Source organism: Streptosporangium roseum DSM 43021, assembly GCF_000024865.1.
Lineage (GTDB): Bacteria > Actinomycetota > Actinomycetes > Streptosporangiales > Streptosporangiaceae > Streptosporangium > Streptosporangium roseum.
Window position 1 is genome coordinate 10,136,693 of the sequence record NC_013595.1, and the last position, 12,831, is coordinate 10,149,523.

Below are 12,831 nucleotides of genomic sequence, written 5' to 3' on the forward strand. Positions count from 1 at the left end.
GATGGGGCTGAATCTCGACTTCGTTCCCGACCTGGTCAGAAGCGTGGCACCGGCTCTGGCCGGAGGGGCGTTCCCCAAGGCCGACGTCGACCGGATCATGCGCGAGGCGGACGCGCTGGACCAGATCGCGGTCATGATCTCCCGGATCGAGGCCGAGGACGTCGACAGACTGCTCGCCTCCCTGCGCGGCCCCGGGTGGAAGGGGGAGGCGAAGAACGCCCTTCAGGCGGTGCTGGCGGAGCTCTCCCAGGAGGCTCCCCAAGGCGACGTCTCGGGTAAGGCGCTGCTGAAGCGGCTGGAGGACTCGATCCGGGCGGAGGCCGCGAACCTCCGTGAGTACGGCGTGCAGATGGAGCACACCCAGTGGATGATCTACGCGTCGCTGGCGCTGCTCGCCCTCGCCATCGCGCGCCTGCTGGTGTGGATCTACGTCAACGGCCCGGGCGTCCTCGCCGCGATCTACGAGCGGACCCTGCTCACGAAGATGTCGATCGACGAGCTGAAGCGCCAGATGCTCGCCAACATGCGGAGGTTCGCCGCAATCATGGGCGGCCTGGACCTCGCCGTGCAGACCGCGCAGAAAGATTGGGGGCACCGGGAGCACTATGACGTCGGCTCGCTCCTGCTGTCCACGGGCAGCGGCGCCCTCACCGGCGCGGTGTTCACCGGGATGGACTTCGGCCTCAGCCGCCTGCTCGCGCGGGAAGTGCGATACGTCGCGTCGAGCGCCGAGCTGGCCCTGCGGGAGAAGGTGGCCGCGTTCGGCCAGGCCCTGTACGGGCGCGCCCTGATGGGCGGCGTCGCGGGCACCGTGGGCAGTGCTCCCGGGCTCGCGATGAGCGGCCAGCTCGATTCGTCCCATCTGTTCTACAGCTTCGTCTCCGGAGTCGTGGGAGGCCTCGACGTCCCGGCCGGCGCACGCGTCTCCTATCACCCGATGGCCGCCGTCGCCGAACTCGGCGGGTCCCCCGCCGGGGACCGGTCCGGCTCGTACGGCACGCCGTCCCCCGGCAGCGGCGGCCCCTCCGCCTTCCCGCACACCGGCGAGGCGGTACGCCCCGCGGATCCGGCGCCCAGCGCTCATCAGACATCGCACACGACGCCGGCCGGGCACGGGGCCGTCATCCAGCCGTCGCACACGACGCTGGCCGGCGTCACGGACCCGTCTCCCGTTCAGATGAACCATGCCGGGCCCGCCCCGGACGGCGGCCGCCCGGAGTCCGCGAGCACGGTGACGCGGCATGCCCCACCGGCCGAGTCGCGGCCCGATCCGGTGCGCATCGACGCCGGCACCGTGGTTTACCCGGCCGGCACGCCCACCCCGGCACCCCGAGGCGACGGCGGCCCGGGAAGGAGTGGCTCCGGGGAAGGGGAGGGTTCCGGAGGGAGGCCCAACGGCTCCGGCGACCGGCCGGCCGGTACGGGACAGACGATCGTGGGCGAGGTCGTGCGGCGCCAGGATTCGCCGCCGCCCGCCGCTCCCGGTGACACGGCGCACGGCACCGCCACGTCCCCCAGACAGCCGAACGAGGTGGACCTCCCGGGCGACCGGACCGGAGAAGCCACCGCCGCGACCCCCAGACAGCCGAACGAGGTGGACCTCCCGGGCGACCGGACCGGAGAAGCCACCGCCGCGCCGCACCAGGCCGCCGCTCCGGTCCGTCCGGCTCCCCCGCTGCTGCACCCCTCGGTGCCACCGGTGCCCCATGACGACCAGACCCAGACGGACACCGCTGCTGTGGCGGATCGGTCCGCTCCGGGCTCCGGGGACGGGCAGAGGGAAACGCCAGGCGCTCCGCAGAGCCCGCCACACGGTCCCGGACGCACCGGCATCTCACCCGCCCCGCGCCCGAGCATCGATGAGCTCATCAACCAGGGCCAGGGCAACGCGGTCCAGCTGATCACGCCGGAGAGACCACCCGTCCGTTCCGTTCCCACCGGTGACCTTCCTTCCGCCCGGCAGGAGCGGCCCTCCGGCGATCCCGTGCCCACAACAGGGAATTCCGGGAGGCCGGGTGTCGTGGCGACGGTTCCGCCGGCCCAGCCGCCCACGATCAATCCGCCCCGATACGTTGAGATCGGCGCCGTCGGAGAGACAGCGCTGCATGAGGTCCGGATCCCGGCGGATCCCGCAGACGCGGCGCAGAAGTGGGTGGACGGCATTCCGGGCGATCTCAGCCCTGAGATCCGCACCAAGATCAAGACGTGGCTCGCCGACCAGCTGTCCAACGCCGATCGGGAGAAGTGGACCGATCTGCTGCAGAGGGGTGCGGCGCTGAGCGTCGGCGACGATGTGGTGTATCTGAAGCCGGCGATGCGCGACTTCTCCCCCGCCCAGACGCCGGACGGCCCGCGCCCCTATCCCGTCTCCTTCGGCGGTGACGGCGTGGAGAGCAGAGGGTCCGTAAGCCGCAATTCAACACGGACCACCGGCGTCGCGAAGATGTGGGACACCACGGATGAGGTGGAGGCACTCGCACTGCCCGGCGTAGGGGTCAGGCATTCGTCCCGCGCGAGCGACACGAGGAGCGTCGATGTCATGAGCGGCCGCAAGCAGGTCGCCTACCAGCACGACTTCTTCGACGCCGGGCTGTCGTTCGGGATCTACCGGAACGGATCGGAGATACCGTACGGCGCCGGCGTTCCCGACCTGTCCGTGGTCGTGCCCTTCCCCTCCGACTTCCGCCGCACGGGGCAGCTCACCGGCAACGACGGGCCGCCGGCTCTCCCCCGGCACGAGGTCCCGCCCGCTGCGGCCCGGAGAATACCGGACCACGGCGTTCTCGTCACCGCGGTGGACACCAGGCCGTTGGCGCTGGAGGTGCAGCGCCGGCTGGTGGAGGCGGGCGTGCCGTCGCACCAGGTCGTCAAGATCGTCGATCACCTCATGTCCACCGCGCACAGCGAGCAGGCGATGAAGAACCGCAGCCAATGGCTGCTGACAAGCGGATTCACCTCCGAGGCGGTGCGGTACAAGACCTCTCGGCTGCACTCCACCGAAGACGCCTTCCACGTCACCTCCACTGTCCTGCGCATGGAGCCCGTGACGGGGAACAGGCCGGGGAGCAGGGAGATGCCGATCGAGACGCGCCTCCGCGACGACCTGGGGCGGCGTACGGCCACGGGCTCGACGGCACAGGAAGGCGACACGGTCAACGGTCTGGTCGGCTTGAAGATCGACGTAGGCCACTCCGACAAGATCGTCGTAAGGGCCGGCGCCAATGCCCGAATCGGAAAGAACCACTCTATAGGGGCATCTGATACAGACGTAACGAAGGTAAATTTCCTTGAAAAGGCTGACATCGTTCTCTATGACGCGGTAGTACGGCTCCATGTCACCTCGGAGAACCTGAACTCCTTCGATGTCGACGTGCGTATGGAGATGGCGCTACCGGTGCGCGAGGCGGATCGGTTCGAGCGTGACATCTTCGGCGAGGAGCTGACCCCCGTACGGGAGGAATTCGCCAACGTTCGGGATCAGCTCGACGGGTTGCGGAACGAGCTCGCGGAGGTGCGGGAGGAGTTCGCCATCCCGCACACCGGATCCGTCCAGCCGCACGGTGAGGGCCCGCGCGCGGCGTACGAGCCCCATCCGCAGGAGCCGTTGATGCTGGCCGCCGGACGTGGACCCGGGCTGGGCACACCGGCCCGTGTGACGGGAAGCGAGCACCTCGTCACGGGAATCCGCGCCGCCCTCCCCGAGGCCGCGCCCGACCTTCCACCGGCCGCGCTACGGCAGGTCCTCCGGGATCTCGACGCCCATTTCGGCCGTCCCGCCCTGGAATCCGACCTCACCCATCTCCTGACCGGGATCGACTACAGGACCACGGTCAGTGGCCACCACATCGAGGTTTCGGCCCGCGGCACCCTCGACGCGCTGCACGGGGCCGAAGAATATCCCCTGACGGTGAACGACCGCAGGACCGTGGGGGCCGCGCTGAACACCGGATGGACGACCGTCAAGGCGGCCGGTTTCGAGCTCTCCGGCAACCTGCGCCTCAAAGTGGACGTGAAAGAGATATTCGGGATCAAGCTTCCCAAGTTGGGAATCGACTTCCCCAAGATGCTGGTCAGGGCGATGACGGGATCCACCGACAGGACGGCCTTCGCGTCCGGTCACAGTGTCTACCGCCGGACCGAGACCGAAGGCACGGTCACCGTGTTCAAACGGGCGGTCCCCATCGAGGTGGAACTGCGTGTCACGAAGAAGGGCGAGGAGGCCGTGGACGTCTCCTGGCGGGTGGACGGCGGCACGGCGGAGATCGTGGTGCCTCACCAGCATGTGCCGGAGCAGCCGGTGAGCGCGCAGGACGTGGCGGGTGTGGGCCGCATCGAGCCCCTGGACCGCCGTCCCGGCGACATGCTCGACCTCACCGGGCATCCCGCCGGCATCATCCGCTTCGGAGCCATGCCCGACCTGGCCCTGGAGGTGGCCAGGGCGCACGCCGAGTGGACCGGACTGCCGTCGCCGGAGGGGCGTCGAGACGTTCCGGCCGAGATCCTGGAGCTCACCCGGTCCTCCTATCTGGAGGCGAACATCGGGTTGCTCACCTCTCCGGACGGCATGACGATCGAACTGCCCGAACACGGGGGCTGGAACCAGGCGCTGCGCGTGAAGGTCGGCATCGCCGGGCTGGAACACACCAGGTCGGGCTCGGAGGTGGAGTACGAGCATTACACGAACGCGAGCTCCAGGGTCATCACCGGCAAGGGCGACACCAGGGGCCTGGAGGCGCAGGCGATGATCGGAACGCGCTCCACCCTGGGCGATTCCGGGGAAGGCGGGACCGAGCACAAACTCGTGGCGATGGCCGCGGCGACCTTCTCAGCCGGGCGGGCCTCGAACGAGAGCGCCTATGCCGGTGGCGCGGACGTCGCCCGCGCCACCTACGGCGCCGACTCACACTGGTACCGCGGCGATCTGGTCGTGGAGGTGACCCCGATCCGGTGGAAGGGCAGCTCGGTCGAGCAGGGCCAGACCACCGGCCTCCGGGTGAACAAGATCATGGACTTCATGACGCCGGACCGGATGGCGCGGCACCTCGGACTGGAGGGGCCCGCCCCCGCCGAGGCCGTCGTGCCGGCGCCCCGCGCCTACGTCTCCCCCGAACTGGCGATGAGCTCGGCGCACGTCGAGCATCTCGCCGCGGGGAAGGTGCTCCCGGAGCTCGTCAAGATCTTCCACAAGCAGCGGATCCTGTTCGAAGGCGAGGAGCTCACGACAGGCCCGGTCATGGAGGCCCTGCGTTCCCAGTACAACGAGCAGGCCCTGTCGGCGAACCTGCTGTCGCTCCGTACCGGAGTGACGACCTGGATCCCCGTCGAGCGTGGCCGTGGTCTCACCGACTACGTAGGGGTCCGGGTCAAGGCCGTGGTGCTGGACGGCGCGCACACCGCGGAACGTCCCGACGTCAAGCTCATGCTCCGCAGTGAGAACCTCAGCGGCGCCGGCACCATGCACGAGGCCGGTTCCAGCCATGGAGCCAGAGCGCTCGCGCGCTACGGCAGGTATGCCGAAAGCACCATCGGCGGAGCCGAGATGTCGGCCAGGAGCATCTCCGACTCCGGAACCTCGCACGTCCGCAACGACAACGTGAAGGAGATCAACCGGGTTCAGACCTACGACCTTTCACACGAGTTCACCCACCCCGTCCGGTACGAGATCGAGGTGGTGCGCAGTCAGGAGCCGCCGCCCGGCCTGGAGCATCTGGCCCGCGGGGTCCGCGGCGCCCTGCACAAATGGGCGGAGCTGACCGGCAACGACGCGGCCGAGAGGTTCTGGGACAGGCGTCATCCGGCATCCACGTCCACCGGGGTGGCGGACGGCGAGCTCCGCCTGATCGTGCCCGAACACGTCACCGTGCCGGTCGCCGAGGGCACACCGGTTACGGCGCAGACGGTCGTCACAGGCGAGGCGCCACGCTGGTCGAGGCCTGTCACCCCCCTCGCCGTGAACGCGACGCTGGGCGAGGTCGCCAACCAGGTCACCGTTCCGGCGGCCCTCCTGATCGAGCAGTGGGCCCCGGTCGCCGCCCTGCCGCCGAAACTTCAGGGACCGGTGCCCCGGCTGTCCGACCGCCCCCTCGGATACGAGCTCAGCCGTCCGCTCGGCATGCTCCTCGACGAGGCCGGCAGCCCGAGGGCGACGCGCGCCAACCTGAAGGCGCTGCTCGCGCACGAGTATGTGATCCCCGGTCTCGGGAAGGTCGGACTCCAGGTCCTGCGTGCCGAACCGGTCGCCGAGGCGTCGATCAAACAACGCGTGTACAGCCAGACGATGACGAGCACCGGCCATGGCCACAGCGACAGCAGGGAACGAGAGGGCCACGTGGGCCTGTCCGCCGGCCCGACCTCCGAGAGCACCGTGGGCATCCTCGGTACCGGCGGAGGACGGGGGTCCGGTGAGGAGACAGGGTCGCGGAACAGCAACATCCGCGAACGCAACCTGGAGGCGAGCACCGAGACCACGTACTACCGATGCGCCACCAGCCTCGTCTTCCACGGCGAGGGAAGAGACTTGATGATCGATGTCCCCGACGGGCTGTACATACGGCTCTCGGCCGCCGATGTCGAGCGGCTCAACCGCGAGCACCCCGGGTTCATCTTCTCCCCGCAGGACGGGAACCGGACGACGGCGCCGTAGTGGCCGGTCCATGCGGGTGTCTCATTCGCCCCGGTAGCGCCGCCCCAGCGCTCCCACGAAGGCTCCGAGCAGGCGGGCGAACTCCCGCTGGTCGTGCTCCGGCCAGTCGCGCATCGCCGTACCGAAGATCTCGCGCCGGAACCGGTGGACCCGGTCGGCCTGCTCGACACCCGGGCCGGTGAGCTCCAGGGTGCTGCGGCGGCCGTCCTCGGGGTCGGCCACCCGCCGCAACAGCCCGGCGTCGACGGCACGGGCCACCAGGCGGCTGGCGCGGGGCTGATCGATGCCCATGCGGTCGGCGACGGAGCCGACCGTCGCCGCCCCGGGGCCCTCCTCCACCGCGTCGATCACGCCGAACAGCGCGGGGTCGATCCGGGTGTCGCCGGCGACGCGCTGGATCGCGCGGCGGCTCTGGCTGCGCCGGATCGCCACCATCGCCCGTTCGACGGCGGCGACCGCCTGAGAGTCTTCCATGTCCCGATAATACATGTATAAATACATGTTATTGTCAAAGTACATATAGATTCCGCGAAGGGCGGCACCATGGAAGTCTCCGAGATCACCGGTCAGCGGCGGCCGATCGGCTACTGGATCAAACACCTCCACGAACTGGCCGAGTCGTCCTTCGAGAAGCTCCTCACCGAGGAGCACCTGACCCGCCGCCACTGGCAGGTGATGAACGTCGTCGCCAGGGAGCCCAGCACGGTCGAGAGCATCGACGCCGAGCTCAGCCCCTTCCTCACCGCCGAGCAGCCGTCCCTGCGTCCCCTCGCCCGGGAGCTGCGCGAGCGCGGCTGGCTCGACGGCGACGGGGAGCTCTCCCTCACCGAGGCGGGGGCCCGCGCGCACGCGGACCTGCTCGGGAAGGTGACCGCCACCCGCGCCCGGCTCACCGACGGCATCAGCGTCGAGGAGTACCGGGCCACGATCGATGTGCTGAGCCGGATGTCGGCCAACATGGGCGGCCAGTAGCCGGCGGTGAAGCGCTCCCGGACGGATGAGCCCTTCGCCAGCGTGTCGACGAGGGCGGCGGCGAAGTCCGGGAGCGTGATCCGGGCGTCAGGGCCGCCGAGAGGCGTCCCTGGCGACGGCCGTGACCTCGTGGCCGCGCTCGCGGGCCTCACGGACGACGGCGGAGCCGATGTGCCCGCCGGCCCCGACGACTGCGATCTTCATTTGCTGCCCTCTCCGGCACGCTCGAGGAAGTCGGCGATCAGGGGGGCGATCTGTGGCAACTTCTCTTCGAGTGCGAAATGCCCGGTGTCGAACAGGTGCAACTCCGCTCCCGGCACATCCTTGAGGAAAGCCCGCGCCCCCTCCTCCACGAAGAAGGGGTCGTTCCGTCCCCACACGATCAGGGTCGGCGGCCGGTGTTCACGCAGCCACGCCTGCCACTCGGGGTAGAGCGCGACATTGCTCTTGTAGTCGAACGCCAGGTCGATCTGGATCTCCTTGCGGCCCGGCAGGTCGAGGAAGTGCTGGTCGAGGGTCCATCCGTCGGGGGCGATCGCGGCGGGATCGGACGCGCCGCCCTCGTACTGCCCCCTGGTGGCCTCCAGGGTCAGCAGCGGGAGCACCTGCTCCTCCTCGCCCGGCCCCAGGGCGACGAACCCCCGCGCCGCCTCGCTCAGCCCCTCCTCGTAGACGTTGCCGTTCTGCACGACCAGGCCCGCGATCCACTCCGGACGCCGTACGGCCAGGCGGAACCCCACCGGCGCCCCGAAGTCGAACGCGTAGAGCACGAACCGGTCCAGCCCGAGCCTGTCCACGAACCCCTCGACCACGTCGGCGAGGCGGTCGAAGGAGTAGCCGAACCCGGCCGGCGCCTCGCTGTGCCCGAAGCCGGGGTAGTCCGGCGCGACCAGGTGGTAACGGGTGCCGAGGGCGTCGATCAACCGGGCGAACTGGTGGGACGCGGACGGGAAGCCGTGCAGCAGGAGCAGCGTGGGCGCGTCGCGGGGGCCCGCCTCCCGGTAGAAGACGCGGACCCCGTCCACGTCCACCGACCGGTGGGCAACGTTTGGCACATCCATCTCACATGCTTCTTTCCCTAGAAGATGCATTAGTTATAGCCCGCCGACTTCTAACGTGTCAATCGATCTCATACCATTAGAAACATGGACCTCCCGCTGACCGGCGAACCGGTCGCGCTCGACCTGCTCAACACCCTCGGCAACTCCCCCGACGGGCCCGTGGACCACCTGACGACGGTGGACGCGCTACGGGCATGGCTGCGAGCGCAGGCACCCCGTCTTCCCCAGCCCGGAGCGGACCTGACCGACGCCGACCTGGTGGCCGTCCTGGACCTGCGCGAGATCGTCGGCACGGTGGTCGACCACCTGCGACGAGGGGCCGAGCCTCCGGCCCCGGCGCTGCGCGCGCTGAGCGGAGCCGACCGGCTGGCCCCGCCGTATCGGACTCTGAGCTGGGAGGACAACCGGCTGGTCGTCAGCGCCGGACGCGCGGGCGACTACCGGTCCACGCTGGTCGCGACACTCGCGGGCGCGGCGATCGACCTGCTGTCCGGGCCGATCGCATCGGTACGCGGATGCGAGGGGCCCGGCTGCCGCATGCTCTTCCTGCCCGCCCATCCCCGGCGGCGCTGGTGCTCTCCCGAGCTGTGCGGCAACCGGGTCCGGGTGGCGCGCTACTACCAGCGCCACAAGTAGTGAGCCGCTCCCACCTCGGCATGAGGCGGAGGCGGAGGCGGCCGGATCCGTGCCCCGGGCACCCGTCGGGACGGCCCGGATCAGGCCTCCCGGAACCGCCTGCGGGGGGTGACGCGGATCAGACTTCCCGGGACCGCCCTGCCAGCCGCCTGTGCACCTTCGCCGCGTAGGTGGGGTTGAGCGCGTCGCCGGCGTCGGGCACCCGCGGCAGCAGTCCGGGCTCGGTCGTCAGCGCGCGGAAGAGGAACCCGACCGTCACCTCGTGGGCGGGCCGGAAGACGACCTCGATGCCGTCACCCGCCTGGATCTCTCCCGGCTCGATGACGCGGAGGTAGGCGCCGGGCATCGCGGCCTGCGTGAACCTCTTCACCCATCCCTTCTCGTCCAGCCAGCCCGCGAACGTGCGGCACGGGATGCGGGCCGAGGTGACCTCCAGGACCAGGTCCGCCCCGATCCGCCACCGCTCACCGATCAGGGCGCCGTTGACGTCAAGACCTGAGGTGGTGAGGTTCTCCCCGAAGACCCCGTTGGACAGCTCGCGCCCCAGCTCCTTCTGCCAGGTGTCGAGGTCCTCACGGGCGAAGGCGTACACCGCCTGGTGGTCGCCGCCGTGGTCGCGGAGGTCGTACACCACGTCTCCCGCGACACCGCTGCCCGCCGTACCCATCGGGCCTGGGGCGGCCACGGCGACCGGCCCCTCCACAGGACGCTTGTCGATCCCGGTGAAGTCGGCATCGGTGTAGTCGGCGGAGTGCAGGTGGGCGAGGTTCACGGAGAGAAGCAGAGGCATAATTCGCACTTTATAAGGGGTGTGAGGCGTTCCTCCCACCGGCGACGCCGCGTCGCTGTTCCTCACCGGACTGCCCGCGGCGGCCGCCGACCTGGGGCTGGGCGCCGTCGTGCCCGCCGCACGGCTCATGCTCATAGCCGCGCGGCTCAAGCTCATGACCGCGCGGCTCAAGCTCATGACCGCGCGGCTCAAGCTCATGACCGCGCGGCTCAAGCTCATGACCGCACTGCCCGCCGGACTGCGTGAACAGCTCACCCGCACCCTCGGTGCCCTGGCCCGGGTCTACCGGCGGGCGGCACGTCCACACGGTCCTGGCCGCGGGAGGTAGTGCCAGGTATACCCCCGACTCTCGCTTCAGCGCCCATGTGCCCGCGAACCACCGCCGGTTCAATGATCCACATGGCGATCACCGGACCCCCACGGGCCTCCTCACCCGACCGTACGACGCTCCCCGGGCCATGGGTCGAGGGCGTCAGCCTGATCCTCGGGCCGCTGCTGCTCCTGGCGGGGGTGCTGGCGCGGATCGAGGCGAACGACTTCTTCCCCGGCCAGCTGGCCGCCTACGCCGCTCAGCCGGGGCGGATGGCCCTTTCCTACGGCCTCTTCGCCACGGGAACCGTGCTCCTGTGGCCCGCGGCGACCTCTCTGTCCCGCAGGATCGGCGTCTCCCACCCCGGCTGGGCCAGGTGGGGGATCACACTGGTGGTGCTCGGCCTGTCCGGCCGCGTCTTCCACGCGGGAGTCAGCCACCTGGCCTTCCAGATGGTGGACACCCTCGGCCTGGAGGCGGCGCAGAAGGCCGTCAGCGACACCTACGGCGCTTTCCACGTCTTCAAGGCGGTCAACGTCTTCATCATGACCGGCTGGATCGTGCTCGCCGTCGGCGCCTTCCGCGCCAGGGCCCTCGGCGCCGGCCCAGCCGGCATCACGCGCTGCGCGGCTCTCGCCCTCGCGGCGGGACTGCCGCTGGGCGTGCTCAAGGGCAGCGGCGACCCGATCTCACTGGCAGCCCTCCTCGGCCTGGCCCTCGCGCTCGTGCCGCTCGGTGTCGCAGTCCTGAAGGAGGCCCCCCTCCCCAGGTGGTGGGCCGTCGCCCTGACCGTCGCCCTGATCCCGGTCGCCTTCTTCCTCGGCGTCTCCGGCTGACGAGCCCGGCGGCCCTCCCGGACGGGGGGGCCGCGCCGGTGATCGGACAGTCGGCCGGGGCCGCTGCCGTACCGTCCCGGCCTGGGAGGTGACCGGCTCTTCCGCGGCGGCGGGTCGCATCGCCCGCGACACCCCGCCTCCACGGTGGGCGGCACGGCGTGCCTCGCGCCTACGCCTCCCGCTGGGCTGCCGGGCGGTAGTCCAGGACGATGGCGCCGGAACCGAAGGTGTGGGTGCCGGCGAGCTGCCAGGTCTTGGTGTCGATGCCGTCGGAGAACAGGCGCTTGCCCTCGCCGACGATGACCGGGTGGAGAAAGAGCTTGAGCTCGTCGATGAGGTCATGCTTGATCAGGTAGTTGACCAGATCGCCGCTGCCGTAGATGAGGATGTCCTTGCCGTCCTCGGCCTTCAACTTGGCGACTTCCTCGGCGACGTCGCCTTCGATGACGGTGGCGTTCCACGTGGGCTCCTTGAGCGTGGTGGAGGCCACGTGCTTCGGGATGCTGTTCATCTCGCCCACGTCCTCGCCGGCCGCCTCCATCGCCGGCCAGGCCTCGGACATGCCGTCGTAAGTGACGCGGCCGAGGAGCAGGGCACGGCTCTGGGAGAGCTGGCCGGCCTGGAACTTGCCGTGGTCGTCGTTCCAGAACGGCCCGGTCCAGGCGGGCGCCTCCACGACGCCGTCCATCGAGATGTAGATGACTGCGACAACCTTGCTCATGGCCTGCTCCTCAAGGGGTGGCGGGCCTGTCCGGCCCGCCGTTGTGATGTGCCTTCAGCTTGGCAGCACCCGTTTACGGATTACTTACGGCTTCCTTCAGGTGCTGAGCCCCTGGGCCACCGGCCCCGCCGCTACGGCCGGAGAGACGCCAGGACGAGCGGGGGGCTGCGGGGACAGCGGGGGCAGCACGATTGGTACCCACGCGCCCCACTCGGTTGACGCTCTCACTTTCACCTGTAAGACTCACCTGACAGGTGAAAACGCAACCTGCTGAGGACGGCATGTGACCAGTGAAGAGTTGCTGAACGTGCTCGCCGCGGTCGGACATCCACTCCGGCTGCGGATCATCGCCGAGCTGGCAGGGGGGCGTGTTCACGTCAGCGAGCTGGCCCGGCGGCTCGGCGTGTCCCGTCCGCTGCTTTACATGCATCTCGAGCGGCTGGAGAAGGCACAGCTGGTCGCAGGCCGGCTGGAGCTGTCCTCCGACGGCAAGGCCATGAAGTACATCGAGCTGTCGCCCTTCGAGCTCACTCTGACGGTCGACACCGTCCTCGCGGCTCTTCGCGCGGACAACGAGGAAGGACCCAGCCACGTGCAGGAGACCCCGCAGTGATCGATATCGGTTCCATCGTGATCCCCATCACGGTCATGCTGATCCTGGCCGGTGCCGTCACGGGGTGCATCTCGTTCTACTTCAGGTTCGAACGACACCGCACCGAGGTGCTCGCCGCCGAGCTGGCCAAGAACCGCGAGCTCGCCGAGCAGGCCGTCCAGCAGCAGGAACAGGTGCAGGCCAGGCTCGCGGAACTGACCAACAGGGTCGCGGCGGTGGAACAGCTCCTACGGAGCGTCGAATGACCCG

The 12,831-nt window shown here is 69.8% G+C and carries 12 protein-coding genes; 7 read left to right on the forward strand and 5 right to left on the reverse strand.

Annotated elements, in window-relative coordinates; translation table 11 throughout:
* Window position 1: 1 nt before the first annotated feature.
* Window positions 2–6,643, forward strand: coding sequence for a WXG100 family type VII secretion target (locus tag SROS_RS44380; RefSeq protein WP_012895537.1), 6,642 nt, complete (start codon window positions 2–4; stop codon window positions 6,641–6,643).
* A 21-nt stretch (window positions 6,644–6,664) separates the two neighbouring features.
* On the opposite strand, the gene SROS_RS44385 is transcribed toward SROS_RS44380, so the two are convergent.
* Complete coding sequence (locus SROS_RS44385) at window positions 6,665–7,117, reverse strand: MarR family winged helix-turn-helix transcriptional regulator (protein WP_043654232.1); 453 nt, start codon at window positions 7,115–7,117, stop codon at window positions 6,665–6,667.
* A 69-nt stretch (window positions 7,118–7,186) separates the two neighbouring features.
* Between SROS_RS44385 and SROS_RS44390 the strand changes: the two genes are divergently transcribed.
* Entirely contained in the window at window positions 7,187–7,615 is a 429-nt protein-coding gene (locus tag SROS_RS44390) for a MarR family winged helix-turn-helix transcriptional regulator (protein WP_012895539.1), read from the forward strand.
* An 87-nt stretch (window positions 7,616–7,702) separates the two neighbouring features.
* On the opposite strand, the gene SROS_RS50560 is transcribed toward SROS_RS44390, so the two are convergent.
* Window positions 7,703–7,819, reverse strand: coding sequence for an NmrA family NAD(P)-binding protein (locus tag SROS_RS50560; RefSeq protein WP_012895540.1), 117 nt, complete (start codon window positions 7,817–7,819; stop codon window positions 7,703–7,705).
* The gene (locus SROS_RS44395; RefSeq protein ID WP_043654235.1) at window positions 7,816–8,676 is read right to left on the reverse strand and encodes an alpha/beta fold hydrolase; all 861 of its coding nucleotides are present in this window, start codon (window positions 8,674–8,676) and stop codon (window positions 7,816–7,818) included. Before SROS_RS44395 ends, SROS_RS50560 begins: the two co-directional genes overlap by 4 nt.
* Before the next feature lie 84 nt (window positions 8,677–8,760).
* On the opposite strand from SROS_RS44395, the gene SROS_RS44400 reads away from it, so the two are divergent.
* Window positions 8,761–9,312, forward strand: a complete 552-nt coding sequence (locus SROS_RS44400; protein WP_012895542.1) for a CGNR zinc finger domain-containing protein — start codon at window positions 8,761–8,763, stop codon at window positions 9,310–9,312.
* Between the two features lie 118 nt (window positions 9,313–9,430).
* Here the strand turns inward: SROS_RS44400 and SROS_RS44405 are convergent, their stop codons facing one another.
* The gene (locus SROS_RS44405) at window positions 9,431–10,102 is read right to left on the reverse strand and encodes an MOSC domain-containing protein (protein ID WP_012895543.1); all 672 of its coding nucleotides are present in this window, start codon (window positions 10,100–10,102) and stop codon (window positions 9,431–9,433) included.
* A 109-nt stretch (window positions 10,103–10,211) separates the two neighbouring features.
* On the opposite strand from SROS_RS44405, the gene SROS_RS52535 reads away from it, so the two are divergent.
* Window positions 10,212–10,430 (forward strand): hypothetical protein, encoded by a 219-nt coding sequence (locus tag SROS_RS52535; RefSeq protein WP_052317167.1) that lies wholly within the window; start codon window positions 10,212–10,214, stop codon window positions 10,428–10,430.
* A 71-nt stretch (window positions 10,431–10,501) separates the two neighbouring features.
* Window positions 10,502–11,248: a hypothetical protein gene (locus SROS_RS44415; RefSeq protein WP_148269416.1), complete on the forward strand. Its 747-nt coding sequence runs from the start codon at window positions 10,502–10,504 to the stop codon at window positions 11,246–11,248.
* 169 nt (window positions 11,249–11,417) lie between these two features.
* On the opposite strand, the gene SROS_RS44420 is transcribed toward SROS_RS44415, so the two are convergent.
* Window positions 11,418–11,969, reverse strand: coding sequence for a dihydrofolate reductase family protein (locus SROS_RS44420; RefSeq protein ID WP_012895546.1), 552 nt, complete (start codon window positions 11,967–11,969; stop codon window positions 11,418–11,420).
* A 283-nt stretch (window positions 11,970–12,252) separates the two neighbouring features.
* Here SROS_RS44420 and SROS_RS44425 point away from each other — a divergent pair, with 283 nt between their 5' ends.
* Both SROS_RS44425 and SROS_RS44430 read left to right on the forward strand, forming a co-directional pair.
* Window positions 12,253–12,582, forward strand: a complete 330-nt coding sequence (locus SROS_RS44425; RefSeq protein ID WP_012895547.1) for an ArsR/SmtB family transcription factor — start codon at window positions 12,253–12,255, stop codon at window positions 12,580–12,582.
* Window positions 12,579–12,827: a hypothetical protein gene (locus SROS_RS44430; RefSeq protein WP_012895548.1), complete on the forward strand. Its 249-nt coding sequence runs from the start codon at window positions 12,579–12,581 to the stop codon at window positions 12,825–12,827. The genes SROS_RS44425 and SROS_RS44430 overlap by 4 nt, the downstream gene beginning before the upstream one ends.
* The last annotated feature ends 4 nt before the right edge of the window (window positions 12,828–12,831 follow it).

What these genes read in the sequence shown, in the direction of transcription:
- SROS_RS44415 (WP_148269416.1), top strand. Translation starts at nt 10,502, where the DNA reads ATGGCGATCACCGGACCCCCACGGGCCTCCTCACCCGACCGTACGACG.
- SROS_RS44400 (WP_012895542.1), top strand. Translation starts at nt 8,761, where the DNA reads ATGGACCTCCCGCTGACCGGCGAACCGGTCGCGCTCGACCTGCTCAAC.
- SROS_RS44385 (WP_043654232.1), bottom strand. Translation starts at nt 7,117, where the DNA reads ATGGAAGACTCTCAGGCGGTCGCCGCCGTCGAACGGGCGATGGTGGCG.
- SROS_RS44420 (WP_012895546.1), bottom strand. Translation starts at nt 11,969, where the DNA reads ATGAGCAAGGTTGTCGCAGTCATCTACATCTCGATGGACGGCGTCGTG.
- SROS_RS44405 (WP_012895543.1), bottom strand. Translation starts at nt 10,102, where the DNA reads ATGCCTCTGCTTCTCTCCGTGAACCTCGCCCACCTGCACTCCGCCGAC.
- SROS_RS50560 (WP_012895540.1), bottom strand. Translation starts at nt 7,819, where the DNA reads ATGAAGATCGCAGTCGTCGGGGCCGGCGGGCACATCGGCTCCGCCGTC.
- SROS_RS44395 (WP_043654235.1), bottom strand. Translation starts at nt 8,676, where the DNA reads ATGGATGTGCCAAACGTTGCCCACCGGTCGGTGGACGTGGACGGGGTC.
- SROS_RS44380 (WP_012895537.1), top strand. Translation starts at nt 2, where the DNA reads ATGGGGCTGAATCTCGACTTCGTTCCCGACCTGGTCAGAAGCGTGGCA.
- SROS_RS44390 (WP_012895539.1), top strand. Translation starts at nt 7,187, where the DNA reads ATGGAAGTCTCCGAGATCACCGGTCAGCGGCGGCCGATCGGCTACTGG.